The 26,787-nt window shown below is 39.1% G+C and carries 21 protein-coding genes; 10 read left to right on the top strand and 11 right to left on the bottom strand.

The genetic code is table 11. The features are described 5' to 3' along the window. Positions 1–6 precede the first annotated feature (6 nt). The 8 genes from KKQ79_RS01340 to KKQ79_RS01310 all read left to right on the top strand — a co-directional run bounded on the left by KKQ79_RS01340 (position 7) and on the right by KKQ79_RS01310 (position 14,940). Positions 7–2,133: a heavy metal translocating P-type ATPase gene (locus KKQ79_RS01340; RefSeq protein ID WP_250131164.1), complete on the top strand. Its 2,127-nt coding sequence runs from the start codon at positions 7–9 to the stop codon at positions 2,131–2,133. Positions 2,134–2,140: 7 nt separating this feature from the next. Then, positions 2,141–4,888: a multicopper oxidase domain-containing protein gene (locus tag KKQ79_RS01335; protein ID WP_250131163.1), complete on the top strand. Its 2,748-nt coding sequence runs from the start codon at positions 2,141–2,143 to the stop codon at positions 4,886–4,888. A 200-nt stretch (positions 4,889–5,088) separates the two neighbouring features. Beyond that, positions 5,089–5,409: a DUF6660 family protein gene (locus KKQ79_RS13945; RefSeq protein ID WP_430982092.1), complete on the top strand. Its 321-nt coding sequence runs from the start codon at positions 5,089–5,091 to the stop codon at positions 5,407–5,409. Positions 5,410–5,519: 110 nt separating this feature from the next. Further along, on the top strand, positions 5,520–9,848 hold the full coding sequence (locus KKQ79_RS01330; RefSeq protein ID WP_213188628.1) for a CusA/CzcA family heavy metal efflux RND transporter: 4,329 nt from the start codon (positions 5,520–5,522) through the stop codon (positions 9,846–9,848). 21 nt (positions 9,849–9,869) lie between these two features. After that, positions 9,870–11,105: an efflux RND transporter periplasmic adaptor subunit gene (locus KKQ79_RS01325; RefSeq protein ID WP_213188627.1), complete on the top strand. Its 1,236-nt coding sequence runs from the start codon at positions 9,870–9,872 to the stop codon at positions 11,103–11,105. A 48-nt stretch (positions 11,106–11,153) separates the two neighbouring features. Next, positions 11,154–13,262 carry a heavy metal translocating P-type ATPase gene (locus KKQ79_RS01320; protein ID WP_088359974.1) on the top strand — a complete coding sequence of 703 codons (2,109 nt, stop codon included), beginning with the start codon at positions 11,154–11,156 and terminating at the stop codon, positions 13,260–13,262. A 372-nt stretch (positions 13,263–13,634) separates the two neighbouring features. After that, a complete protein-coding gene (locus tag KKQ79_RS01315; protein ID WP_213188626.1) occupies positions 13,635–13,955 on the top strand; it encodes a hypothetical protein in 321 nt (106 codons plus the stop codon). A 559-nt stretch (positions 13,956–14,514) separates the two neighbouring features. Next, positions 14,515–14,940 (top strand): DUF6943 family protein, encoded by a 426-nt coding sequence (locus KKQ79_RS01310; RefSeq protein WP_213188625.1) that lies wholly within the window; start codon positions 14,515–14,517, stop codon positions 14,938–14,940. Positions 14,941–15,059: 119 nt separating this feature from the next. Here the strand turns inward: KKQ79_RS01310 and KKQ79_RS01305 are convergent. The 5 genes from KKQ79_RS01305 to KKQ79_RS01285 form a co-directional block, all read right to left on the bottom strand. Beyond that, a protein-coding gene (locus tag KKQ79_RS01305) for an IS3 family transposase (protein WP_213190657.1) occupies positions 15,060–16,414 on the bottom strand; the annotation gives its coding sequence in 2 pieces (ribosomal slippage) (positions 15,060–15,940 and positions 15,940–16,414; 1,356 coding nt in all). Positions 16,415–16,497: 83 nt separating this feature from the next. After that, a complete protein-coding gene (locus tag KKQ79_RS01300; RefSeq protein WP_104793489.1) occupies positions 16,498–16,689 on the bottom strand; it encodes a hypothetical protein in 192 nt (63 codons plus the stop codon). 40 nt (positions 16,690–16,729) lie between these two features. Continuing rightward, positions 16,730–16,942: a hypothetical protein gene (locus KKQ79_RS01295; protein WP_213188624.1), complete on the bottom strand. Its 213-nt coding sequence runs from the start codon at positions 16,940–16,942 to the stop codon at positions 16,730–16,732. Positions 16,943–17,107: 165 nt separating this feature from the next. Next, a complete protein-coding gene (locus tag KKQ79_RS01290; RefSeq protein WP_213188623.1) occupies positions 17,108–17,515 on the bottom strand; it encodes a DUF5675 family protein in 408 nt (135 codons plus the stop codon). 7 nt (positions 17,516–17,522) lie between these two features. Beyond that, complete coding sequence (locus KKQ79_RS01285; protein ID WP_213188622.1) at positions 17,523–18,281, bottom strand: hypothetical protein; 759 nt, start codon at positions 18,279–18,281, stop codon at positions 17,523–17,525. Between the two features lie 275 nt (positions 18,282–18,556). Between KKQ79_RS01285 and KKQ79_RS01280 the strand changes: the two genes are divergently transcribed. Beyond that, on the top strand, positions 18,557–18,760 hold the full coding sequence (locus KKQ79_RS01280) for a hypothetical protein (protein WP_213188621.1): 204 nt from the start codon (positions 18,557–18,559) through the stop codon (positions 18,758–18,760). A 233-nt stretch (positions 18,761–18,993) separates the two neighbouring features. Beyond that, positions 18,994–20,348, top strand: a protein-coding gene (locus tag KKQ79_RS01275; RefSeq protein ID WP_213190656.1) for an IS3 family transposase whose coding sequence is annotated in 2 segments (ribosomal slippage) — positions 18,994–19,468 and positions 19,468–20,348 — 1,356 coding nt in all. Because the reading frame shifts where the segments join, the coding sequence is not laid out codon by codon here. 43 nt (positions 20,349–20,391) lie between these two features. Here the strand turns inward: KKQ79_RS01275 and KKQ79_RS01270 are convergent. The 6 genes from KKQ79_RS01270 to porK all read right to left on the bottom strand — a co-directional run bounded on the left by KKQ79_RS01270 (position 20,392) and on the right by porK (position 26,761). Then, a complete protein-coding gene (locus KKQ79_RS01270) occupies positions 20,392–20,751 on the bottom strand; it encodes a hypothetical protein (protein WP_213188620.1) in 360 nt (119 codons plus the stop codon). A 27-nt stretch (positions 20,752–20,778) separates the two neighbouring features. Continuing rightward, entirely contained in the window at positions 20,779–21,816 is a 1,038-nt protein-coding gene (locus KKQ79_RS01265; RefSeq protein WP_213188619.1) for an NAD(P)/FAD-dependent oxidoreductase, read from the bottom strand. Positions 21,817–21,881: 65 nt separating this feature from the next. Beyond that, a complete protein-coding gene (gene porN / locus KKQ79_RS01260) occupies positions 21,882–22,970 on the bottom strand; it encodes a type IX secretion system ring subunit PorN/GldN (RefSeq protein ID WP_213188618.1) in 1,089 nt (362 codons plus the stop codon). A gap of 36 nt (positions 22,971–23,006) precedes the next feature. After that, the gene (gene porM / locus KKQ79_RS01255) at positions 23,007–24,575 is read right to left on the bottom strand and encodes a type IX secretion system motor protein PorM/GldM (RefSeq protein WP_213188617.1); all 1,569 of its coding nucleotides are present in this window, start codon (positions 24,573–24,575) and stop codon (positions 23,007–23,009) included. A gap of 47 nt (positions 24,576–24,622) precedes the next feature. Beyond that, positions 24,623–25,309: a type IX secretion system motor protein PorL/GldL gene (porL, locus tag KKQ79_RS01250; RefSeq protein ID WP_213188616.1), complete on the bottom strand. Its 687-nt coding sequence runs from the start codon at positions 25,307–25,309 to the stop codon at positions 24,623–24,625. A gap of 42 nt (positions 25,310–25,351) precedes the next feature. After that, a complete protein-coding gene (gene porK, locus KKQ79_RS01245) occupies positions 25,352–26,761 on the bottom strand; it encodes a T9SS ring complex lipoprotein PorK/GldK (protein WP_213188615.1) in 1,410 nt (469 codons plus the stop codon). Positions 26,762–26,787: the final 26 nt, after the last annotated feature.

Here is a 26,787-nt window from a genome sequence, read left to right as displayed (position 1 = left end):
AAAATCATGAAAAAATTCACCTGTCCCATGCACCCCCAGATATTGAAGGACGAACCTGGGAAATGTCCACTTTGCGGAATGAACTTAATTCCCTTGGGTGGAACCGCCCGACCTGAAAAAGACGAACACAGCCATCATCATCAGAATCATGATCATCACTCAGAATCTGATAGTTCAGCGGCGGGATTTGACAAACATGCAGGTCATCATACTCCGGATTTTCTAAAAAGATTCTGGATTACACTGGTACTTTCTGTCCCGGTGCTGCTGCTTTCCCACATGATTCAGCAGTGGCTTGGTTTCACCATAGCTTTTCAAGGCGATAAATACGTGCTGTTGGTTTTGGGAAGTATTATTTATTTCTACGGTGGAATGCCTTTTTTCAAAGGGTTTTTGGGCGAAGTGAAAGCCGGAGCTATTGGGATGATGACGCTCGTTGCTTTGGCGATTACCGTAGCTTATGTCTATTCCGTTGCCGTCGTATTCGGGCTGCCGGGCATGGATTTCTTTTGGGAGCTCGCCACCCTAATTGTCATCATGCTTCTGGGTCATTGGCTCGAAATGCGTTCACAGATGGCAGCTTCAAAAGCGTTGCAATCTCTAGTTGCCTTACTACCAAATGACGTAACCGTCGAGCATAACGGAAGTCCGGTTAAAATAAAACTGGAACAGCTGAAAAACGGAGATACAGTAATCATAAGACCGGGCGAAAAAGTCGCCGCTGACGGTCTGATTGTCGAGGGCAGTTCCTATTTAAATGAAAGCATGCTGACCGGAGAAAGTGTTCCTGTAAGAAAAGAGTCCGGTGGAAAGGTTATCGCAGGGTCTATCAATGGAGACGGGGCTTTAAAGATAAAAGCAACAGGGGTTGGAAAGGATTCGTACCTCAATAAGGTCATTAATTTGGTTCAGGATGCGCAGGCAGCAAAGTCGAACACTCAGAATCTGGCGGATAAAGTAGCCAAATGGCTTACTATAGTAGCAATTGTGGTGGGAGTAGGAACTTTCGCTTACTGGTACATCACCATGGGAGATTTGGCTTTTGCTCTGGAACGGATGGTAACGGTAATGGTAACGGCCTGCCCTCATGCTTTAGGAGTGGCAATCCCTCTGGTGGTGGCCATTTCCACTACACTTTCAGCGACAAATGGTTTACTCATCAGAAATCGCACGGCTTTTGAAACCACCAGAAAATTATCGACCATTATTTTCGATAAAACCGGCACCCTTACGAAAGGTTCCCACACTGTGCAGAAAATCATTCCTCTAACGGAACACTATTCGGAAAACGATTTACTCCAGTATGCAGCAGCAGTGCAGCAGAACTCCGAACATCACATTGCAAAAGGAATCATGCAGACCCTTTCCGAGAAAAAACTGGAGCTATGGAAGTCAGACAATTTCCGCTACATGCAGGGAATTGGAGTGACAGGAATCGTAAACGGTAAATCGGTTGTCGCGGCTGGTCCTAATTATTTTGTTCAAAACAATAAACAGGTACCTGCCATTCCGGAAGGAATCAACCAGGATGCAGAAACAGTGAACTTTATTTTGATTGATGACGTGCCCGTGGGTATTGTTTCTTTAGCAGATACCATTCGCGAAGGCGCAAAAGAAGCTATTGACCAACTTCGAAGCATGAACATTAAATCATTCCTGCTTACAGGTGATAACGAAAAGGTAGCGGCGGCGGTGTCAAAGCAGTTAGGAATGGACGGATATTTGGCAAATGTACTTCCGCACCACAAACAGGAAAAAGTAAAAGAATTTCAGGATAAAGGGGAAATCGTTGCGATGACAGGTGACGGCGTAAATGATGCACCGGCTTTGGCAGCAGCAGATGTAGGCATTGCAGTTGGCAGCGGAACTGATGTTGCTGCCGAAACCGCAGATATTATTCTGGTCAACAGTGACCCTCGAGACGTGGTGAAAATGATAAATTTTGGAAAAAAAACCTACAGCAAGATGATCCAGAATCTCGTATGGGCAGTGGGCTACAACGTCGTGGCTATTCCACTTGCTGCGGGTGTTCTGTATCCTACATTTGTCCTGAGTCCCGCCATGGGCGCAGTGCTGATGAGTGTAAGCACCATCGTGGTCGCACTTAATGCAAGTTTGTTAAAAATTAAATAATCACAGGATGAAATATATATTTTCGCTCTTCCTATTTATGGCAATGTCCATAAACAGTTATTCACAGAGCACCAAAACCGTGTACACCTGCCCGATGCATCCGCAGGTCGTGAAATCAGCACCCGGTAACTGCCCCATTTGCGGTATGACCTTGGTGAAGAAAACCGTTACTGAGAAAAAAACGGCGGCCAAATCCGCGCCCGCTCCTAAAAAGGCCACCGTAGTTAAAAAAACTACGGGTAAGAAACCTGAAATTACCGCTGCAAAAACAAAGACGGTAACGGAAGTTAAAAAACCGGTGATGCCAAAGACTAAAGCAGTACCGAAAGACCCAGCGAGCATCAAAACGCCGGAACATTCAACACCTGCTCCGCATCAGCATGAAGCAGCGCAAAAAGGTTACACCTGTCCGATGCATCCCGAGGTGATTTCGGACAAACCGGGAAAGTGTCCCAAGTGCGGTATGAATCTGGTCCCTCAAAAAGGAAAGAAGGAAGATCATTCTGCACACGGAAACATGCAGATACATGGTGAACACAAAATGGTCATGCCCATGCCCGAAAAGCACCTAAAAGGCGGACGCAAAGTGACCTACCATCTTTATGTGAAAGACACCCTGGTAAATTTCGCGGGCAAACAGAAACGCGCCATTGCCGTAAACGGGCAGATTCCGATGCCAAAGCTGGAGTTTTATGAGGGCGATACGGCGGAAGTGATTGTCCATAATTTAATGGATGAAGAAACTTCTCTGCACTGGCACGGTCTTCATCTTCCAAATAAAGAAGATGGGGTTCCCTGGCTTACCCAGAAACCCATTCCACCACATTCAACCTACACGTATTCGTTTCCGATCATCCAAAACGGAACCCACTGGTATCACTCACATACTGGTCTGCAGGAGCAGATTGGAATGTATGGGATGATGATTCTGAAAAAACGTCCCGAAGATCCTACTTTCCGACCGGGGATTGATAATTTGCCCACGGAGCACCTTATCCTGAGCGAGTGGACAAACCTGAACCCCAATAATGTTCAGCGGATGCTTCACAACGCCAATGACTGGTTCGCAATAAAAAAAGGCAGTACTCAAAGTTATGCAGAAGCCATAAAAGAGGGACACTTTAAGACAAAACTCACCAACGAATGGAAGCGGATGCTTGCCATGGACGTGAGTGACGTGTATTATGACGCCTTTCTGATTAACGGTAAAATCGAAAGTCAACTCTCCCGATATAAAGCCGGTGATAAAGTTCGGCTTCAAATAGCCAACGGCGGGGCTTCCTCCTATTTCTGGCTCAATTATGCCGGAGGAAAAATAAAAGTAGTGGCCAGTGATGGATTGGACATTGAACCGGTCGAAGTGGATCGCCTGATCCTGGCGGTTTCCGAAACGGTGGATATCGTAGTGGAAATTCCTGAAAGAAACACCTCCTACGAGCTCCTTGTTACGCCCGAAGACCGCACAAAATCGGCTTCCGTTTACATTGGCGAAGGAATTAAAAAAGCCCAGGCACCATTACCCAAACTCAAATATTTTGAAGGAATGAGGATGATGAATGACATGATGAAGATGAACGGTGACATGAAGGATATGGGCATGGAGATGAGTTACCAGACTATGGATATGAATCAGGTGATGTACCCTGAGATTATTGCTGAAAACAATGCAGCAATGCCGATGAATACAATGGACAACAGTGATGCGGAAATGGATCACTCAAAGCACCAGATGCCTGCTTCCGGGATTACCACATTGAATTACGGAATGATGAAATCGCCTTATGACACTTCGCTTCCGAAAGACAGTCCCGTGCGCGAGCTCAAGTTTACCCTTACGGGAAACATGAACCGCTACGTTTGGAGCATGGACGATAGAGTCCTGGCAGAATCGGACAAAATATTGGTGAAGAAAGGGGAAATTCTCCGCATTACCCTTTTCAATAACTCAATGATGCGCCACCCGATGCACCTGCACGGATTTGATTTCCGCGTACTCAACAAAAATGGTGTTCAGGCACCCCTCAAAAATGTGTTGGATATTATGCCGATGGAAACTAATGTCATCGAATTTGAAGCAAAAACTGACGGGGACTGGTTTTTCCACTGTCACATCCTCTATCACATGATGGCGGGGATGAACCGTGTTTTTGCTGTTGGTGATTATCAGAATCCTTTGCTGCCCGATAAAGCTTCAGCTTACAAAAAGCTCCAGCGCGAAAGTAACATGTGGCACCTTATGGCCGAAAACGATTTTGCTACTAATGGTAACGACGGGATGGCGAGGATCTCAAATGCCCGCTGGGAATTGGGAACAGAATGGCGTTTAGGTTACAATCCCCATCACGGCTACGAGGTGGAAACCCAACTCGGCAGGTATGTGGACCGTATGCAGTGGCTGAAACCATTTATCGGATTTAACTATCATTATAGAAAGATTGACAGGAATAATATTGAAAAAAACCTTTTTGGACAGGCATCTACTAAAGATGAAAGAAAAACTTTCAGCGCTGGTATCATGTATAAACTCCCGATGTTGGTGGACCTGCAGGCAGAAATATTTACAGACGGAATTGTAAGGTTCCAGCTGAAACGTGAAGACATTCCATTGACTGCGCGTTTGCGCGGGGCATTCATGGTCAATACCGACAAAGAATATATGGCAGGTCTTAAATATATCGTCACAAAAAATATCGGAATCTCAACCCACTACGACAGCGATATGAGCTGGGGTGCAGGGATTACACTGAACTATTAAAGGAGTTTTTATTGTGTCAATTTTAAAGAGTGCAGCTGCGAAATAAAGACCGGTTGCACTCTTTTTTACAGCGTATAACGACCGCCGGAAACACAGATTCTCATGAGGCAAACAATACCAGCCTACAACCTGAGGAATCATTGCAGTAATATGAGCTAAGACATAAATTGAAGTAAATATATTTTTATTAAATTAGCACCGTGAAATTTTTGGCCTTCTCTTTATCCTTGTTCTTTATGGTGCTTACTATGGTGCCATGCAACGACGCGGCAAAGGGTTTAAGCGAAAAATTTTGTCAGAATCAGGATGTTCACCTCGAACAAAGCCAGAATCAACACGCTGATCTTTGTTCTCCTTTCTGCGTTTGCAATTGTTGTGGTATGAATTTATCAGTTTTACAGATTAATACGTTACTTCCTGAGCACCACAAGGTTGTAATAAAAGATATTCTTCCTGATAGGAAATATGATCACAAGATTCTCCACCCTGCCGATATCTGGCAACCTCCCAAAATAGGTTAATTACTTTTTCTTCGGATTTTTTCGGAAGACCACTCGGCTATTAAATAGTCGCGCATTTTCGTGAACAATACGGAATGTGCTTTACCTTCAATTAACCTTAATTTTTACAAATGATATATAAAATTATACAGTTTAGTGTAAAGAATAAGCTCATTATTGGGCTCATGACTTTCGCACTAATCATTTGGGGCGTGTATAGCGCTACTAAGCTTCCCCTAGATGCTGTGCCAGATATCACCAATAATCAGGTTCAGATCATTACCAGTACACCCACATTAGCCGCACAGGAAACAGAACAGTTGGTAACATATCCAATTGAACAGAGCCTCGCCAACATTCCCGGAATTACCGAAATGAGGTCAATTTCAAGATTTGGCTTGTCCGTAGTGACGGTCGTTTTCGACGAAAGCGTGGATATTTACTTTGCACGCCAACTCATCACTGAAAAACTGAAAGAGGCCGAAGAAAATATTCCACAGGGTATTGGCACCCCCGAAATGTCCCCGGTTTCTACCGGCTTGGGAGAAATCTATCAATATGTTATTCACCCTAAAAAAGGGTCAGAAGATAAATACTCCGCTACGGATCTGCGTACCATGCAGGATTGGGTCGTGGCAAGGCAACTTTACGGGACACCCGGAGTAGCTGAAATTAACAGTTTCGGCGGGAAACTTAAGCAGTATGAAGTCGCGATTAATCCCTATAGGCTTAAAGCAATGAATGTTACCATTGCAGATATTTTTGCTGCACTCCAGAAAAATAACGAAAATACCGGCGGCGCTTATATCGATAAAAAACCTAATGCCTATTTTATTCGCGGCATCGGTCTGATCTCTTCTTTAGATGATATTTCCAACACCGTAATAAAAACAGTCAACGGTATCCCTGTACTTATCAAAGATGTCGCGGAGGCACGTATAGGCAGTGCCGTTAGATATGGTGCCCTTACCTATAACGGCGATAAAGAGGCTGTCGGGGGTATTGTAATGATGCTCAAAGGTGAAAATTCCGCGGAAGTAGTGAGTCGGGTTAAGGAAAAAATGCTCACCATTCAAAAATCCCTTCCAGCGGATATTATCGTAGAACCTTTCGTGGACCGGACTAACTTAATAGACCGGGCGATCCGTACCGTAGAAACAAATTTGGTGGAAGGCGCTCTTATTGTCATCCTTGTGCTCGTTCTGTTTCTGGGTAATTTTCGTGCAGGGCTTATTGTGGCTTCTGCCATTCCACTTTCTCTCCTTTTTGCCTTAGGTATGATGAATGTTTTTGGAGTCAGTGCAAACTTGATGAGTTTGGGAGCTATTGATTTCGGGCTTATTGTAGATGGCGCAGTAATCATTGTGGAGGCGACCCTTCACTTTCTCGCGGTCCACCACAAATCCCAAAAACTGTCGCAGCACACAATGGACCGGGCTGTGGAAGCCAGTGCAAAAAAGATGATGAGTTCTGCAGCATTTGGCCAGATCATTATACTTATTGTCTACCTACCCATTCTGTCACTTCAGGGAATTGAAGGTAAAATGTTCCGTCCTATGGCAGAGACCGTATCATTTGCCATTGTCGGAGCACTGATCCTCTCTCTTACTTATATACCCATGATGTCCGCATTGTTTTTATCTAAAAATATCAGTGCCAAAAAGACCTTTGCCGATAAAATGATGGCTAAGATCCATAATTTTTACGTTCCGTTGTTGCAGAAGGCTATTGCATTTAAATATGCAGTAGTTGCCGCGGCCATAGCGCTGCTTACGGTGTCGCTTCTGCTGTTCTCTCGCATGGGCGGCGAATTTATACCCCAACTTCAGGAAGGTGATTTTGCCGTACATTGTATTCTGCCACAGGGCACCTCCCTTTCACAAAGTATAGAAACTTCTATGCAGGCAAGCCGTATTTTGAAATCATTTCCCGAAGTCAACACCGTGGTCGGTAAAACCGGAAGCGCGGAGGTTCCAACAGACCCTATGCCGCCCGAAGCAACCGATCTTATTGTCACGCTAAAACCTAAAAAAGATTGGAAAGACAGCGACAAATCTTACGAAGAGTTAAGTGCCGAAATGATGGAAAAACTGGAAATGATACCTGGCGTGTTTTTTGAAGTCTCCCAACCCATACAGATGCGTTTTAACGAATTAATGACCGGGGTAAGACAGGATGTGGCGATTAAAATATTTGGTGAAAATATCGACACCCTCGCTGAATTGGCACCGGACGTTGCCAAAGTCGTCCAGACCGTTCAGGGGGCCACAGAACCCCAGATTGAGCAGACCGTGGGATTTCCCCAAATTACCATTACCTACGACAGAGCCCGCCTCGCCTCCTACGGTCTCAATATTGAGGATATTAATCACACAGTAAGTACTGCGTTTGCTGGTGAAACAGCAGGAGTAGTGTTTGAAGATGAAAAGAAATTCAATCTGGTCGCGCGTCTGGACAGTGCGAGCAGAAGCTCTATTGAGGACGTCAGCAGCCTCTTTATTCCAACCGCAAACGGAGTCCAGATTCCGCTTTCACAGATCGCAAAAGTGGAATATAAAGACGGTCCGGCACAGATAAGTCGGGAAGATGGAAAGCGCCGCATCGTCGTAGGTTTCAATGTAAAAGATAGAGATGTAGAAAGTGTGGTGACCGAAATTCAGCAAAAACTCACTGATGCCAACCTGCTGCCCCCCGGATATTATTATACCTATGGTGGTACTTTTGAAAACCTGGAACAGGCCTCTTCCAGATTACAGATTGCCGTGCCGGTTGCTTTAGCACTCATTTTTCTCTTGCTTTATTTTGCCTTCCGCAACCTAAAAGACAGCTTGCTTATATTTACTGCAATACCAATGAGTGCTATTGGCGGTGTGTTTGCGTTGCTCATAAGAGATATGCCATTCAGTATTTCTGCAGGAGTGGGCTTCATTGCGTTATTTGGTGTGGCCGTCCTGAACGGTATCGTCTTGGTGAGTACTTTCAAAGACCTACAGAAATCCGGTGTAAATAATGTAATACGAAGGGTCATAGAAGGAACCAGTATCAGGCTTCGTCCTGTATTGATGACGGCAGCCGTAGCATCATTTGGATTTTTCCCGATGGCTTTTTCTACCGGGAGCGGTGCCGAAGTGCAAAGACCGCTTGCAACAGTAGTTATCGGCGGTTTGGTTACGGCGACCTTTCTAACGCTGTTTGTATTGCCTTTGCTGTATATCATCTTCAATTCTAAAAACCAATTCAGAACTAAATTGAGAAATATTAAAAATTCACCGCTTCCGGTGCTGGTCTTGCTGCTCTGTCTTGTGACAGGCTCCTTCCAGGCACAGGAAAGGATCTCGCCAAATGATGCAGTGAAAATAGCACTAGCCAATAATTTGCAGTACTCCGTAAACCGTGCTCAGGTAAGCAAAGCTGTGCTGGAGACCAAAACTACGCGTGAAATTCCTAAGACCGGCATTTTTATAGAAAATGACGATATGAGGCCAAGTGATCCCAATGGCGAATTAAAAATTGGAGTCCAGCAATCAATCCAATGGCCGGGATTATATAAGGCGAAAAGAAAGTATTTTGAGGAGCAGCTAAAATACCACCAGCTTAATAAAGGTATGCTCGATGCCGTAATTAAAAAAGAGGTAAACACAGCATTTTATCAGCTGTGGTACCTTCAGGATCTAGCCAGACTTTATCAGAAACTTGATGAATATTACACCAGTATGTACGAAGCAGCTAATCTTCGTTTCAAAACGGGTGAAGCTGCAGGACTGGAAAACATTGCTGCCGAAGCACGGATGAAGGAGCTGCAGGCACAGAAACAGCAAAACCAACAGAATATTTCAGTACAGCAGCAGCAGTTGAGCCTTTTTCTCAATACTCAGAAGATGTACTTGCCGGAAGACACCAATTTGCAGAAACTGGATGTGGATGACTTTCCGTCAGACAGTTTTCATCCCTCATTGGCTCTGCAGCAGCAGAATATAGAAATAGCAAGGGCGAATATAGAGGTTCAGAAAATGCAGAACAAACCTGACTTTTCGGGAAGAATATTTTCCCAGAGATTATACGGAATGAAGGATCCCATAACAGGCTTTTCAGTAGCGGTAGAATTTCCCATTTTTGGAAAGACTGCTTACAAAGCCAAATTGCAGTCTGCAGAAGCCGAGGTCGAAATTCAACAATCTCAGCTGCGCTATCAGGAAAATCAGTTCGCGGCACAAACCCGCTCCAGCTATACTGAAATTCTGAAAGCTGCTGAAATGCTTAAATATTATGAAAGTATAGGTTTGAAACAGGCAGACCAAATTTTCGATGCGGCAATGCTGAGTTACAAAGCTGGGGAAATAGGGTTTTCTGAAATGCACCAGTTTTTCACCCAAGCTATAGACATTAGAAAAAACTATTTGATTGCACTGAACGAATACAACATGGCAGTAATACAATATAACTACTATATTAAAAATTAAGGATCCAAAAGAGAATATAACATGAAAAAATATATCACCCTAATTTTTGCGGTCTCTGTCTTGTTGACAGGATGCAAAAAAGAATCAGAAGTCACTGAAACCAAAGAAGCAACTGCAGTAGAGAAGCCCGATGAGCACGAAGATCCTAATGTGGCACATTTCACCGAAGAACAGATAAAAACTGTAGGCATCCAGATGGGCAGTATCGAAAGTAAGGAGCTTTCCAATACCATCAAGGTGAGCGGTATGCTAACCGTGCCGAATCAGAATAAAGCATTTGTCACGCCCTCATACAGCGGTATAGTGCGCTCATTGTATGTCCAGCCTGGAAGTTATGTGTCGCGGGGAAAAGTTATAGCAACGATATCAAATCCCGATTTAATCGTGATGCAGCAGCAGCTGCAGCAGGTGAATGGCCAAATCAAGATGGCAGAGCTGGAGGTAACGCGTGCCCAGCAGCTTTATAAAGGAAATGCCGCACCGTTAAAGAAATTTCAGCAGGCACAGACAGATCTTGCAACATTACGAAGCCAGCGCTCCGGACTGCAGAAACAGCTAGGCAGCATCGGTGCAGCTCAGGGTTACAGTTCGTCCCTTGCGGTGCGCGCGCCCATCAGCGGAACGGTAAGTAAAGTGATTGCGCAAATCGGGAGTAATGTAGACATGGCTTCGCCAATTGCCGAAATTGTAAGCAACTCAGCCCTGCATTTAGATATCTATGTATATGAAAAAGACTTGGGTAAAGTACAGCCAGGACAAACCATTCATTTTACACTTACCAACAGTCCAGGTAAAGAGTATGATGCAAAAATAACTTCAATAGGTACAGCCTTTGAAGGAGAAAGCAAAACTGTTCCTGTTCACGCACAAGTCGTCGGTGACCGATCAGGTCTTATTGATGGCATGAATGTTACCGCAGTCATAAGTCTTGATAAGCAAACTACTGCATCCGTTCCTACTGAAGCTATAGTTAATGATAAGGGACAGGATTTTATCTTTATAATGCAGTCCGATCATGATAAAGAAGAAAATAACGAAAAAGTATCAACTTCAACAAACGGAAATAACAAAAAAACAATTGTGGAAAAGGAAGTAGGTTTTGAAAAAATTCCTGTTGCTAAAGGGGTTACTGCTTTAGGCTACACACAAATTACACCTTTAAAACCAATTCCTGCCGATGCTAAAATCGTAATTAAGAACGCCTTCTTTATCTTGGCTAAGTTAAATAATAAGGGAGAGGAAGGTGATGGTCATTAAGAAATAGCACTTCAAAATAAGAATTAATACATTATTAAAATAAAACTTATGGCAAATAATAAATTACATACACATACTTTCGACGAAAATGGTCGTCAGTTGTGTTGTACAGAAGAAGAAAAAATCAATTTGGTTGCAGACCAAAGATTGAAAAAAGAGTTAGGCGATAAAGCATGTTGTGCTGTAGATGAGAAAATAAACCGTTCAAAAAGCGAGCATTCAGAAAAGGATGGCCATAAACCTGGCGATGAACACGATGATGATGATGATGGTCACGATCATTCTAATCAGGGAAAATCAACTTTCCAGCTATTTCTTCCGGCTATTATTTCATTCGTGATTCTAATGGCAGGATTGGGAATCGATTATTTGATCCCTCAATCTTGGTTCAATGATTGGTTGCGGGTTGGTTGGTATGCAGCGGCATATCTTCCGGTAGGTTTACCGGTTCTTAAAGAAGCGTTTGAAAGTATCAGGAAGGGAGATGTGTTTTCGGAGTTTTTTCTAATGTCTATTGCCACAATAGGTGCCTTTGCAATTGGTGAATATCCTGAAGGGGTAGCTGTAATGCTCTTCTATTCAGTAGGCGAAGTTTTCCAGACTTTAGCCGTTCAGCGCGCAAAAGGAAACATAGCAAAACTTCTCGATCAGCGTCCCGATGAAGTGACCATCTTGGTGGATAACCGCCCACAAACGGTAAAAGCGGCGGAAGTTGCACTGGATTCGGTTATTCAGCTGAAACCGGGAGAAAAACTGGCCCTGGATGGAATTTTGATTTCAGACAGTGCTTCGTTCAATACTTCGGCACTTACCGGTGAAAGCAAACCGGATACAAAACAGAAAAACGATACCGTCCTTGCAGGAATGATTAACCTGAATACGGTAGCAAAAGTGCAGGTCAATACCCTCTACAATGATTCGAAACTTTCAAAGATTCTGGAATTGGTACAGAATGCGACTGCACAGAAAGCACCCACCGAATTGTTCATCAGGAAATTTGCCCGCATCTATACCCCAATCGTGGTATTTCTCGCTGTGGCAATCTGTCTGTTACCCTATTTGTTTGTCGATGAATATATTTTCCGGGACTGGTTATATCGCGCCCTTATATTCCTGGTAATATCCTGTCCATGTGCATTAGTAATTAGTATTCCACTAGGATACTTTGGTGGCATTGGTGCCGCAAGCAGAAATGGAATTTTATTTAAGGGCAGTAACTTTCTGGATGCGTTGGCAGAGGTCAAAAATGTGGTTATGGATAAGACCGGAACCATGACTGAGGGCGTCTTTAAAGTACAGACCGTCAATCTAAAGCAGGAATTTGACCGGGATTTAATTCTAAAATTAGTGAATGTAATCGAAAATTCATCAACCCATCCGGTGGCAACTGCCATTCACGATCATCTCGGTGAACCCGACCATACTATAATTCTCGACAATGTAGAAGAAATAGCGGGACATGGCCTGAAGGGATCGTATCAGGGAAAAGAGTTGCTCGTAGGAAACTTTAAACTGATGGATAAATTCAATATCCAATATGATGTAAATCCAAACGATATTGTAGAAACATTGATTGCCATTGCTTATGAAGGAAAATTTGCGGGATACCTTACCATTGCGGATAGCATCAAAGAAGACGCTGCCGAAACTGTACAGAAACTTCAAAGTTTAGGAGTAAAAGTTACCATGTTGAGCGGTGATAAAGCAACGGTAGTCAAAGCTGTAGCAGGAAAACTGGGCATACCTAATGCTTTTGGCGATTTATTGCCGGAAGATAAAGTGAATAAAGTCAAAGAAATAAAAGCACGGAATGAAACGGTTGCATTTGTTGGCGACGGAGTCAACGATGCGCCGGTTGTAGCTTTAAGTGATGTTGGCATAGCGATGGGTGGCCTTGGGAGTGATGCCACCATTGAAACCGCTGATGTGGTAATTCAGGACGACAAACCTTCAAAAATCCCAATGGCCATTAATATTGGCAAGCAAACCAAAAAAATTGTTTGGCAGAACATCGCGTTGGCCTTTGGAGTAAAAGCAGTGGTCTTGGTATTAGGAGCAGGGGGGTTAGCCACGATGTGGGAAGCAGTCTTTGCAGATGTGGGCGTAGCATTGCTTGCCATACTAAATGCGGTAAGGATTCAGAAAATGAAATTTTAAACAAGGCGGGCTTCGGTCCGTTTTTTTATGGGAGATATTGTGCAAAAATAATGAGCCTCCAAAATATCCCCGATGCCACAGCAAGTAACATAATGACAATTATACGCACAGGCCAGCCGCTACAACGTTGCCCTCCATTCCGCACGCCTGTGCTCAGCCTGCCGAAGTACTTCATTACGTGCAAACCAGCACCATAGTGCCTATAATTGGAAATTATGTTAAATGCTTTCCTAGCAACAGGCATAGCCTTTATGCGCTACACCTTGCAACCGCTCGCTTGGTTATAATTTAGTAGTGCAGTCCCACAAAGAACACCTTCTAATCCCCTCCAAAGCTTAGGAGTTTACCCTGAGCGGAGTCGAAGGGCAGAAAATGGTGCATTCGTTTTCTCTTTTTCCAGTACCTCCAGCAAACCACTGCCAAAAAAAATCTTTAGAAAAAGAAAAAGATTTTTTGGTCATTGGTCAGCTTCCAGTACCGCGCACAGTAGTATTAGAGCTGAAAAAATCACTTTTGCCCTCCGCTATATTATCAGACGGCACAAAGCATAATAGTAGTCAAAGTCTTTTATATGGTCTATGCTCTGCGCCATCTGATAACGCCAACAAAAAGCAATTTTTTTCAGCTAGAATACCACTGTCTTTACCTCCGCTTATCACTGTCTGTCATCTTTTTACGTTTTTACCTAGTTGAATTTTTCTACACCACCATTTTCTGCACGAAGTGTTTACCCCGTTTTTCCAGCACCATTCCCAATTTCCACCGCTTCCCAAGTTCCTGCAGCCCATGTTCGGCATTCCCTTTCACGGAAATAGGTCCGTTTCATTCCTGCCTCACATGCGCTGACTAAGGAACCGCGCACAGTCGTGTGCTTTTCCCTCACCTAATCCTAAGGGCACACCACTGTCTTTGCCACTCCTTCCCATTTAGTGTTGTTATCAAAAGAACGTGCACATTTTTCAAGCGTTTTCGTCAAAAAATAGGATGCCGACCCTCGGCAAAAAATAAAAAAAAAGAAAGTAAAGGTATACGTCCGGGAAAATGCGCTGACAATATCTAGCCCATAAAGGGTTTTTTGAAAAAACTATGTTCGTGAAAAGCAAAAAACGCCCATACTTTTTTCAAAAAAATATTGCATCGCATTTTCCCTCCTGTAGAATTGAACACTTTCTTTTTTTTCCTTTTTTTTCTTTTAGAAATTTTCCTGCGAAGCAGGGTTGATGAGCATAGTCGAATCATTAAATCCCGAGTTATGCAAAATTTCAAAGTACGTACATACGATGTACAACAGGCTACGCCAAAAACCGCAATTTTTATTCTTAACCGTGGCAGAAATGCAGGAAAACCGCTCCAAGAACCTTGTCCGAACTGCTTTATTTTATACTGCAGCAGCTTAGAAGAAATGGAAAATGTTTACTGGACATTTTACGCCCTCTGGAAACATGGCTTTTTCCATCCTTACTTGTGCGGAAGTGTTATTGAAATGCTTCGTATTTCTGAACTAAAAACACTGATGCGCAATTTTATTATTCCAGCTCTTGAAAAATCCTCCCAAAACCCAGAAATGACACTTAAAATCAAATCTACATGGGAACTAGAAAAGAAAATTGAACAGCAGGCTAAAGCAGTAAAAGAACTTCGTGATAGTTTAGTTAGACGTTACTATTTATCGATGTAAATTTTTAAAACTTCCTTCGGGAAGTTTTTTAATTTTTCAAGATTGATAAAATTTTCTACCAAATTTTATAAACGAAAAAGCCTCTCCAACTTAGACTGCACCCAAAAGTTTAGACAAAATTAAACAATATTTTCAAAGGAAAGAGTTCGGTACTGTACCGGACTCTTTCCTTTGAGATTGAGTCTTATTCTATCATTGTTGTAATAGTGAATGTACTTCACTATTTCCTTCTTAAGTTCCTGAATGGAACCAAACTTTCTGGTATAAAACATTTCTGATTTTATCGTTCCAAAAAAGTTTTCTATCACCGCATTGTCCAAACAGTTTCCTTTTCGGGACATACTTTGAATAATACCTTTTTCTTTTAATATATTTTGATAAGCTTTCATTTGATATTGCCAACCTTGATCAGAATGTAGAATGATGTTCTGTGTAGATTTTACTTTTCTGAATGATTTCTTTAGCATTCTGATGATTTGGCTAAACACAGGTCTTTCAGATAAGTCAAAACTGACAATTTCACCATTAAATAAATCGATGATTGGAGATAGGTAAAGTTTATTACCCGATACATTAAACTCTGTAACATCGGTTGCCCATTTCTGATTAGGAGTGTCCGATTTGAAATTCCTCTGTAGAACATTGGGCGCAATTTTCCCTTGCTCTCCCTTGTAAGATTTATATTTCTTCACTCGGATAATACTCTTTAAACCTAATATTTTCATAAGTCGTAAAACAGTTTTGTGATTAATCAAAATTCCTTTTTCTTTCAAAAGCAAAGTAATTCTTCTATAGCCCAACCTTCCTTTGTGACGATGATAAACCTGCTTAATCATTTCTTTTATTTCCGCATATTTATCTTTCATTTGAAAGCGTTTTCGATAGTAATAAAAACTGCTTCTTGCCATCGATGTACAATTCAGCAGTACTGCTAAATCAAAGTCCTGCCTTAACTCTTCGATGGCTTTGGATTTTTCCTTTCCTGAATTAAGGCTTCTAACTTTTTTAAAATGGCGTTCTCGGCTTCTAAATAATAAATCCTCTCCAACAGTTCTTCCTCCCTTGTTAAGGGTTTGCCTGTTTTCTTTTTTTTTCGCTTGTAATTACTCATGGTTTTAGGTCTTCCTCTGGGTCTGTTTTCTAAACCTAAAATACCATTTTTTTTATAATTACGCTGCCAACTAAGAATACTGGACTCCGCAGGAATATTAAACCTTCTCGACGCTTCTTTTAAACTTAAATTCTCTTTCTCAATTACTGATAAAATCTTTAATTTAAAATCTTTTGTGTAATGCGTATTGGAAAGCCGAACAAGTCCTGAAACTCCATAAAGTTCATAAAATTTTATCCATTTACGAACCAAGGAACCACAAACTCCAATGCGTTTTCCTAAATCGTCTGTTCCAATATCCCCTTTGTGATATCTCTTTATAGCTTTTAATTTAAAGTCTACTGAATATTTACTTTTCCCCATAAAAAATGCCCCTAAAAAGTGTCTAACTTTTTGGGGGCAGTCCAACTCGGAGAGGCTCTTTTTTATCCAAATAGTCACCACAACTAAGGATTAGGTTTTTTTTTCATCATTTGGAGTAATCTCTTAACCAAAAGTGTTGCTACAAAACTCGATACACCACCCAAAAATCCAAGAATGATGGTCTTCAGAATATCTTCGGCTTGTAGGTTAACAAATATACTTAAAACCGTCCCAAATGCAGTGCTAAATTTTGTCGAGTTATCCACGTAATTCATAACAAATCAATATAAAATGAATACCCATCGACCAAAAATGCTAATCATCACGATATACTGCAGCTTGACTTACCGCCGAAGCAATGCCTCCAGCTACTGCCAAATATCCTGCTACACTCACCACCAAAGCTGGTAGCGAAACAGGAGCCGTCACAATAACGCTACTTACAGCTGTTAAGGCTAAACCAATGTTTCTAAGCTTGCGGAAAAACTTTGGCGTTGGTTCCTGAATTCTTTGCACTAATTTTTTCATACTATTTTATTTTTTAGAAATTTTCCTCCCTTTACAATAAAGAAAAATTTCACCCTTTAGGGTTGGGGCAAAAATTTTTCTTTCAAATTTTCCTCCCATGGTGACTGAGCGTCGTCGAAGTCTGGTGACTGAGCGTCGTCGAAGTCAGGGTCGGGGAAAAGAAAATTATTTAATATTTTTTTTGGTAACAATGAGTTCTACTACAAAACCATTCTCTAGATAAGGAAAAATCAAATTTTTGAGCTTCTCAAAAGCCTTTCTTGATTCATTTCCTCTACCTTCTCCTGTAATTTGACTTACTGGAGCAATACAACCATTCAACTCCTTCAAAGCGTTATTGGCTGGATGTAAAAGAATGTATTTTCTATTTTTTACATTGATCAACTCCAAGTGCCACTTAAACTTTGCACTAAAACGCTTTCGGATTTTGTATTTTCCCTCTGGAATACACGAAACTCGAGCTTTATTATTTCGCCAAGGCAATTCTATCGTTTTACAAATTTCTTTGCCGTTTAGGCTTAAAACGCCGTTCGTTCCTTCGGGAAAATACATCCTTTCCAATACGATTTCCATGTAAATTTTACACTGGTGTATCTACTTTCACAATCGACAATGCGTTGAAAGCTCCATTTTTCAATGGGTATTTTTCTCCATTCACTTCTTGGAAGAATTCTACTCCCAAAAACAAGAAGATGGGGTGAGGGCTATTCGGAGTCAATTCATTATCCAAAATGAATTCGTCCGTTGCCGTTTCATTCCACGCTTGAACTGGAGACTCATTCATCTGAGTTTCAAAAACACCATTTTCAAAATCCACTGCAGCTGCAGCTGTTACAATTTTGAAATGAGTAGTTCCTCCAGGAGCGGCAATCATCACCGTTGGCGTAAAAGCTGGAATGTTTACTTGGCATAAACCACTGGTTCTCGTGATATCCACCGTTTTCGGTGCGAAAAGCGTGTTTCCCAACTTCCCATTGATATTGAAGTCAAAACCATCTAAAAGGATAGCTTCGCCATCAATCACGTTTCGAGCTCCTCTAGGATTGGTTTGATCCATTTGGATAACCTTAACCATTTCTTTGGTCAATCTGCTTACCATTCTGGAATCAGAAGCTCTTAACAAAAGCGGACGAACTGCATTTCTGAGAACCTTCCCAGAATTCCCCGCTCTCCCGAATTCTGAACCATTTTCTCGGGTTCTCTGGAAGGTAGGGTCATTTTTAATTCTTTCCGCCGAAACACCGCCTTTCTCTCTTGCGAGGTAGCCATCTTTAGATTTGTAAAAGGTGATACCACCAATGGTACCATCTAACTTGATAATACTTTTTTGTCTTGCCATTTTTTTACTTTTTACTAGATTTATTTTTCAGATGATGAGGTTCACCTGTTCAAACCTTCGCGAATTCACATGACAAAATTTGAGAATTTAACCTCCCAAAGCAAATAATAAAGCGGTTTTACCCACATTTAGCGGAAAACGATACTTTCTGTTGCAAACACAATTTTTAGCGGATTTAGAGCTTATTATAAGAATTAGTGTATTTAGAAAATAATTAAATTTGATATCAGTATACCACACCTAAGTCAACTCCATATCAAAAGCATAGATAGTGTATGAAAAAAAGATTTTTTAGGCTGTGCATCTACCCAAAAGACGTAATGAAAATTACAGGCAAAAGTGAAACCTATTCACGCACACTTATCGCCAAAATTAAAGCTTCATTAAGCAGACCTCCACACCAATTCATTACCATAGAAGAATTCTGCCAATACACAGGTCTAGAAATAGAAAAAGTATTAGAAATAATCACAGATTAATCACAAAACATAGTGATAAGTTAAACCAAATTTTGTAAATTTACTCTATCAAAATGAACCAAAAACCTACAAATTAATAGGTGAGTAATTAGGTGAAGTATTGATATTACATTATTAAAAAAGTCCTATAAATAAAGGGTTTTCAGAATAGGTGGTTTTCCCTTCCTTTCTGCAAAAAATCCGCAAACTTGGACTGCCCCCAAAAAGTTAGACACTTTTTAGGGGCATTTTTTATGGGGAAAAGTAAATATTCATTAGACTTTAAATTAAAAGCTATAAAGAGATATCACAAAGGGGATATTGGAACAGACGATTTAGGAAAACGCATTGGAGTTTGTGGTTCCTTGGTTCGTAAATGGATAAAATTTTATGAACTTTATGGAGTTTCAGGACTTGTTCGGCTTTCCAATACGCATTACACAAAAGATTTTAAATTAAAGATTTTATCAGTAATTGAGAAAGAGAATTTAAGTTTAAAAGAAGCGTCGAGAAGGTTTAATATTCCTGCGGAGTCCAGTATTCTTAGTTGGCAGCGTAATTACAAAAAAAATGGTATTTTAGGTTTAGAAAACATACCCAGAGGAAGACCTAAAACCATGAGTAATTACACGCGAAAAAAAAAGAAAACAGGCAAACCCTTAACAAGGGAGGAAGAACTGTTGGAGAGGATTTATTATTTAGAAGCCGAGAACGCCATTTTAAAAAAGTTAGACGCCTTAATTCAGGAAAGGAAAAATCCAAAGCCATCGAAGAGTTAAGGCAGGACTTTGATTTAGCAGTACTACTGCATTGTACATCGATGGCAAGAAGCAGTTTTTATTACTATCAAAAACGCTTTCAAATGAAAGATAAATATGCGGAAATAAAAGAAATGATTAAGCAGATTTATCATCGTCACAAAGGAAGGTTGGGCTATAGAAGAATTACTTTGCTTTTGAAAGAAAAAGGAATTTTGATTAATCACAAAACTGTTTTACGACTTATGAAAATATTAGGTTTAAAGAGTATTATCCGAGTGAAGAAATATAAATCTTACAAGGGAGAGCAAGGGAAAATTGCGCCCAATGTTCTACAGAGGAATTTCAAATCGGACACTCCTAATCAGAAATGGGCAACCGATGTTACAGAGTTTAATGTATCGGGTAATAAACTTTATCTATCTCCAATCATCGATTTATTTAATGGTGAAATTGTCAGTTTTGACTTATCTGAAAGACCTGTGTTTAGCCAAATCATCAGAATGCTAAAGAAATCATTCAGAAAAGTAAAATCTACACAAAACATCATTCTACATTCTGATCAAGGTTGGCAATATCAAATGAAACATTACCAAAACTTGTTAAAAGAAAAAGGTATTATTCAAAGTATGTCCCGAAAAGGAAACTGTTTGGACAATGCGGTGATAGAAAACTTTTTTGGAACGATAAAATCAGAAATGTTTTATGCCAGAAAGTTTGGTTCCATTCAGGAACTTAAGATGGAAATAGTGAAGTACATTCACTATTACAACAATGATAGAATAAGACTCAATCTCAAAGGAAAGAGTCCGGTACAGTACCGAACTCTTTCCTTTGAAAATATTGTTTAATTTTGTCTAAACTTTTGGGTGCAGTCTAACTATTGCGGATTTTTTATTTTTGAAAAATCATATTTGAAGTATCCATATCATCTGGATTTACATCTCCTATTTCAAATTTAGTGGAAGAAACCTGTTTAAAATAAATGGTTTTCACTTGCCCACCAATTGTAGTTAAGGTTATAGAGTTTCCAGAAATTTTGAACGCATAAGGTGTTCCCCAATTGCTATTTGGATTATTCATTACAGTTAATTTATTCCCTTCATTAAAATCAATTCTTGTTCTACCTGAAACCGGATTTACTTCTGTATAAATTCCAAAATATTGGGAAGCAAATTGGTCTCCATTATCTGTATCTCTACTACATGACAAGACTATTAAGAAAGCTGTTATTAGTTTTAAAGTATTTTTCATTTTTTGTTTTGAACAAATATAATATTTTTATTGAAATCTTTTTAAATCTACTTCTGGATGAATTTCTTCACCGTTTTCTAAATGATGGTAAAGGTTAATGGAGAAATAATTTCCATTGAGAATTCCTCTTGCTCCCAATCCGTTAAACACATATAAGTTGCCAAATTCTGGATGATTTCCTAAAATCGGCCTTCTATCTTTAACAGTAGGTCTAAAGCCAAATTTCACCTCTTTTACTTCGAAATCATGAGGATAAAACTCTGCTAAAGCATTGGTAAGTTTTTCTACCGCAGCATCGTCTATTTTATGATGGATTTGTTCGCGGTAATACGTTCCGCCGTAATAATAATTCCCGTTGTTAAATGGAAAAATAAAATGCTTCTTTTTAATGGTAAAATCATCTTCTAAAGGCACAGAAAGTTGAACTTCTAAATGATGACCTTTATTCTGATGTACTGGAATTTCTGAGAAAAATGGGTTTTCTTTAACCGCCATTCCTTCGGCAAAGATTATTTTTTTAAACGAAATATCTTTGTAGGTAGAATCATTTGGTTTCAATAACTGATAATCAAATTTTTCTTTGATAAGATAATTTTGATTTTCTAAAAAGTTCATCATATCTGTGAAAAAACCACTTACATCTAACCGAGCCGATTGATTCACAACTCCACATTCAAATGGATTTTTGACAGAATTTAGTTTTACAAAATCTTTAGAAAGGAAAGGTTTTAAACTTTCGTCATCTGATTTTTTCAGCCATAATTCTTTTTCTTTTTCGTCATGAAAAACTCTTAGAATAGGTTTTTCTATCAAGTAATTTTGACCTGTATATTGCTCAATTTCGGTCATGGTATTTTTAAGAGAATCGATTTGTTCTTGCGCCAACCAAAACGTGGTAAAACGTTTAAGAACCGCAGGATTTATCATTCCAGCAGAAACCATTGATGCACTTTTTTTGCCTTCGGTAAAAAGTAAAAATGATTTATTATTTTTAATGAATTGATGCGCTAAAAACATTGCTGCATAACCATCTCCTACGATAATATATTCTACGGATTTCGTCATAAATTGTCAATAAAAAAACCTAAGCAAAGATACTTAGGTTTTTTGTTTAAATAAGGTTATTTGGATTAATAATTCCACATATCGTTTTCCATTTCTAGAATTTGATTTTTAATTCTGTCAGATTCTTCTAATTGTTCTTCAGCATCATTAGGAATATAGTCTTTGATAATTCCTGTACCTAAACCATTATCTGATTTATAAATAATTGAAGAAAATCTTCTAGCATTAAGAATATCATCATAGGTTAAATCTGAAGATAAGTTTTTACTATTGAAAACTACAGAATTTGCAAGAACTTCTCTAGCATCTGGATAGAAAACCCAGAAAAGATCAATCAATTCATCTTTATTACCTAACGAAACTCCGTCTGCAGTTTTTTCTGCCATCATGGTAGGATCTGGTCCCATCGCAGCAATACCTAGAAGTCTGTATTTCATTTGACCATCTCTTCTGTCTACGTACCACATTCCTTTAATTTTAAGAAGTTTTACGTTTTCGGTTTTGGTTTCAATAACATCTGTTCCAGCTTTGATGTCTTCTGGTGTAAGTTTTTCTCCAGCATTTCTTTTATCAATTAACCAATCTGATTCTTTAGTAATTGAAAGTCTTTGTTTAATTGCTTCTGGAGACAATTTGGTCATGAACATTTCATCATCATAAACTTCTTTAATCTTCCCACTCATAATATTTTCTATCAGTAATTGATAAAGGGATTTATTACTAGAAACTATACCGTCTGCATTATGATAAAATGGTTGATTAATCTTTTCATTCATATCTATGATTTCCCAAACGACCATACTTCTTAGTACATCTTTTTCGTCAATATAACCATAACTAAGGGGTACATTTCTAGAAGAAACTATAGAATCTCCTTTTTTAACTTTTCCCATATCTCTGTATACTCTAAATGCTTCAGGTGATTTAGCATTTAGAATAGAAAGTGAGTTAATCGGTTCTAGCTCTTCTTTTGGTTGTGGCGTAACTTCAATATTAACATTAGTAGTTGGAGTAGAAGTTACTACTTTAGCTGCTAGAGTTTCTTTTTTAGCAACAGTAGTTTTTTTAGCAGTCTTCTTCGTAGTTCTTCTCTTCGTCTGCGCGTCTACAGAAAAAACACTTAATGCTAATAGTAAAATTAAAATCTTTTTCATTTTAATGATATGATATGTATATTCTTAATAACTAAATTATTGAACATTTATTACAACTGGGCTGATTTTCTTGAGTGTCTGCCCTCCCAAACCTGAAGCAGTAGCTTGAATGTCAGCGATGTAACAAATATCACCTGTTCTTAAATTCTTAGTAAGACTAGCAACTGAGCTTAATGAATTTCCGTTTATAAACATTGCTGCTCTACCTGGAACTTTAAATTTAAAACCAGTAACCTCAAATGTAACTGGGAAATCAAAATCAGGGATTCCTGCTCCTACAGTTTGATTTGCGATAGAACTTGCTGGCATTGTAAGTTCATTTTCCCCTCTAATTTGTCCTTGTGGTCTTGGTACATTTTTAATTCTAAACTCAAATTTCTGAGTAATTACTTGACCTTTTGGTCCTTTTCCAGAAATGGTTAATGTAGTAGTATTTCCTGAACCTGGAGTTACTACCCAAGAACCACCTCCTTTTTTAGTAACCGTTCCGCCAGTTGCTGTAAGTGTAGTTTGGCTATTATCAGCACCAAGGATAGAACCAGAAATAGGGTTCTGCACTCCACGGTATAAAACGTTCATTTTATCAGCAGATAATAAAGCTCCACTTTCGAAGGCTACCTCTTTAGCTCCTGAAACTACTCTATATGGATGAGAGAATTTATATTCTAATTTTTTACCATTAGCATCGTTAAATGAAACTACGCCATTAAAAGTATATTCACCTGGAGTAGAAGAAACTAATGATTTATAACCAATTCCGTTTTCTGTTCTGTCTGCACCAGCAACACCAAATCCTGGTAAATTGCTATCATAAGTACCAATGAATACTTTTGCTTCAGCTGGTTCTCCTTGAATAATTACATCTGGAGCAGCAACTACCGCTTCGAAAGCATCAAATTTGATATCTGCATCTACTTTTTCTCTTAACATTAAAGAAAGAGCATCTGATTGTAAGTTTCTCGCTTCTGACTGAATAACTTCTAAGTTAGAGAGCGCAGCAATTAAAGGCTGATTATAAAATTTATATTGTATCCAATTTTTTCCTTGATTTTTATAAAGTGCGTCATCAGTAGACAATCTCTCTTTAGCTCTTTCAACTACAGAAACTAAATCTTTATTGTTTCCAAAATTTTGAATAATATAATTTTGAAGAGCGGTCATTCTAGTTTTTAATTCCTCAGAATTATTAGATGGCAACTCAGCATCACCGCCTTTAAAGAACTTTTTAGTTACAGCATCTGTATTGTTTAGAGAAGAAAAATTATCTTCTACAGTTTTGTTAGCATCAAAACCTGCTTCCGTTTTCAGTTGTCCTTTAATTGATTCAATAAAACCAACTAACTCATCAGCTTTTGACTTCATTCCTTGGTATTGTTGACTTACCAAACCAAAAGTTTCAGGTGAATTATCAGCTTTTTGTTTTAGGGTAATTTCGAAAATACTGTTTTTCTCTTCTGAAGATTTTCTAGAATCTGTAAGAGATTGATTAGTATCTTGGTATGACCTTATGATTTCTTGGTCTATCTGCATTGCAAGCATAGCAATGAAAACCAGATACATCAAGTTAATCATTTTCTGACGAGGTGTTTGTTTTCCTTTTGCCATTTTAATTCTTTTTTAAAATTTTTATTGATTAAAATATTGAAAGAAAATTAAGCTTTCATTGCAGAAAGCATACCTCCGTAAACTCTATTAAGATTATTTAAATTAGATGTAAGACCTGCTAATTCCTCGTTAAATTTCTGAGATTGGTCTGCAGATTTTTGAATATCTTCTACATACTTTTTACTCATTTCGCTTTGTGCTTTACCATGCTCTAATTGTAGTGCATATAATGCATTCATACTTTCCAGATGACTTGTAGCTAAAGTTAATTGATCATTATACTTAGAAGTAGCTTGAGAAACATCTACCGTAGAATTAATTTGTTCTACAGAAGTTGAGAATTTATCAATTCCTGTTTTTAGTCTTTCGAATAATTCTACATCTAGTTTAGCATCAGCTAACATTTTATTTAATTTATTTGACAAGGTAACGTCTAAATCAGAAGTTTCTACTGCAGCTACTTTTCTAGCTTTAGGCTGAGCATCTGCATCTAATAATTCTGGATAAACATTTTCCCAAGCGTATGTTGCTTCTTCTTTTGGAGCGTCAAATGCGAAAATTAAGAAAATTAAAGCTTCTACACCTAAGCCGATTGCCAGAATCCAAGACCCAGTTAATGGTCCAATATTCCAGTGATTTAACTTAAATAATGCTCCTAAAATTACAACAGCAGCTCCTGCTGAATATATAAAATTTAAAGTTGTGTCTTTAGTTTTAAACGGATTCCCAATCATACCTTTGATTTTTATAGTTTTTGATAATTTAGTTTTTAATTTTTATTTACTTGTTCTTCTAATCTGGACTGTTCCTGCAGGAATATCTTGTATTGTTCTAAAACCTATATAACTTCTAGCAGAATCTTTTCTTTCCCAATCTCTGTATCCTGTCATTAAAAGATAACCTACATCCTTCCAAGAACCTCCTCTCACAGATTTTTTTACCTCTCTATAAGCTTGATTTGATAAATAAGGATTCAGAGTAGACGAAAATTGATAGGTTGAATTACTGTAAGGCGACTCTGTCCATTCTGCAACATTTCCTGCCATATCATAAAGCCCAAAACCATTTCTATGGAATTTTTTTACAGGAGCGGTATAAGGATATGTTCCTTTCTTTTCGTCTTCTATATAATTTCCTCTTTTCGGTTTAAAGTTTGCTAAATAACAACCTCTATCATCTGTAAGATAAGGACCACCCCAAGGATAAGTTGCATTTTCTAAACCACCTCTTGCAGCATATTCCCATTCTGCTTCTGTTGGCAATCTAAATTTCATTGGAGCATCTCCTCTTTTTTTACCAGATTTTACATAATCTCTTTTTGCTTTCGTTTTATAATCACAAAAAGCTCTTGCTTGATCCCAAGTTACTCCTACTACAGGATAATCCTTATATGCTTTATGCCAAAAATATCTATCAAATAAAGGCTCATTATAAGCATAGTTGAAATCTTTAACCCAAACTGTAGTATCTGGATAAACGGCTATGCTTTCTTTTTTAAGGTATTTTGCACTTCTGTTATTATCTTTTACAGCTGTAGCAATATCTTCCCACTCATAAGAATATTTTAATTTCTGAGTATCTAGAAGTCTTTCATTATTAATTCTTTTAGCTGGTGGCAAGTAAAGAGATTCCATTACTTCTGCATATTTATCGTCTGGATATTGACTAGTTTTCCAGTATAATGGAGCTTTCCAATCTAATTTTTTAGAATCATTGTAACCATCTCTGTCTCCTTGCGATTCTAAATACTTCTGGTAAGCATTCGCATCTTCGCCCGCCTTTTTTGCTAAAAAAGCATATCTTCCTATTCCATCATCATTAGTATCATCACCTGCAGCTTCTGCTAATAATGTTCTTGCAATAGAGTCTCTTACATAGTTTACGAAGAGTCTGTACTCTGAATTGGTTACCTCTGATTCATCCATAAAAAATGAAGAAACGGTAACTGTTTTTAGTGGCGCTTTTTCTGGAGTTCCTGTATAATCTGCATCACCTTGCCCCATCACGAATGAACCACCTGGAATGGCCACCATCCCAAAAGGTCTTTGTGCAACAAAAGATTTTTTACTTTCTTTCGGCACCAATTCTCCTCTAGAGTCTGGTTTTCCAGAGCTTGCTCTTCCTCCACCTTTAGAACATGAAACCACAAAAGATGCTGCAAGCATCAAAAGAAACATTCTTTTCATTATACTATTATAGTTTAAAGCGGTAA

The organism is Cloacibacterium caeni, assembly GCF_907163125.1.
Taxonomy (GTDB): Bacteria; Bacteroidota; Bacteroidia; order Flavobacteriales; family Weeksellaceae; genus Cloacibacterium; species Cloacibacterium caeni_B.
Note: the sequence above shows the minus strand (reverse complement) of the source record. Positions and strands in the feature narration are given on the sequence as shown.

Excerpts from the sequence above, each read along its gene's own strand:
- KKQ79_RS01340 (WP_250131164.1), top strand. The coding sequence starts at position 7 with ATGAAAAAATTCACCTGTCCCATGCACCCCCAGATATTGAAGGACGAA.
- KKQ79_RS01335 (WP_250131163.1), top strand. The coding sequence starts at position 2,141 with ATGAAATATATATTTTCGCTCTTCCTATTTATGGCAATGTCCATAAAC.
- KKQ79_RS01330 (WP_213188628.1), top strand. The coding sequence starts at position 5,520 with ATGATATATAAAATTATACAGTTTAGTGTAAAGAATAAGCTCATTATT.
- KKQ79_RS01325 (WP_213188627.1), top strand. The coding sequence starts at position 9,870 with ATGAAAAAATATATCACCCTAATTTTTGCGGTCTCTGTCTTGTTGACA.
- KKQ79_RS01320 (WP_088359974.1), top strand. The coding sequence starts at position 11,154 with ATGGCAAATAATAAATTACATACACATACTTTCGACGAAAATGGTCGT.
- KKQ79_RS01315 (WP_213188626.1), top strand. The coding sequence starts at position 13,635 with ATGGTGCATTCGTTTTCTCTTTTTCCAGTACCTCCAGCAAACCACTGC.
- KKQ79_RS01310 (WP_213188625.1), top strand. The coding sequence starts at position 14,515 with ATGCAAAATTTCAAAGTACGTACATACGATGTACAACAGGCTACGCCA.
- KKQ79_RS01300 (WP_104793489.1), bottom strand. The coding sequence starts at position 16,689 with ATGAATTACGTGGATAACTCGACAAAATTTAGCACTGCATTTGGGACG.
- KKQ79_RS01295 (WP_213188624.1), bottom strand. The coding sequence starts at position 16,942 with ATGAAAAAATTAGTGCAAAGAATTCAGGAACCAACGCCAAAGTTTTTC.
- KKQ79_RS01290 (WP_213188623.1), bottom strand. The coding sequence starts at position 17,515 with ATGGAAATCGTATTGGAAAGGATGTATTTTCCCGAAGGAACGAACGGC.
- KKQ79_RS01285 (WP_213188622.1), bottom strand. The coding sequence starts at position 18,281 with ATGGCAAGACAAAAAAGTATTATCAAGTTAGATGGTACCATTGGTGGT.
- KKQ79_RS01280 (WP_213188621.1), top strand. The coding sequence starts at position 18,557 with ATGAAAAAAAGATTTTTTAGGCTGTGCATCTACCCAAAAGACGTAATG.
- KKQ79_RS01270 (WP_213188620.1), bottom strand. The coding sequence starts at position 20,751 with ATGAAAAATACTTTAAAACTAATAACAGCTTTCTTAATAGTCTTGTCA.
- KKQ79_RS01265 (WP_213188619.1), bottom strand. The coding sequence starts at position 21,816 with ATGACGAAATCCGTAGAATATATTATCGTAGGAGATGGTTATGCAGCA.
- porN (WP_213188618.1), bottom strand. The coding sequence starts at position 22,970 with ATGAAAAAGATTTTAATTTTACTATTAGCATTAAGTGTTTTTTCTGTA.
- porM (WP_213188617.1), bottom strand. The coding sequence starts at position 24,575 with ATGGCAAAAGGAAAACAAACACCTCGTCAGAAAATGATTAACTTGATG.
- porL (WP_213188616.1), bottom strand. The coding sequence starts at position 25,309 with ATGATTGGGAATCCGTTTAAAACTAAAGACACAACTTTAAATTTTATA.
- porK (WP_213188615.1), bottom strand. The coding sequence starts at position 26,761 with ATGAAAAGAATGTTTCTTTTGATGCTTGCAGCATCTTTTGTGGTTTCA.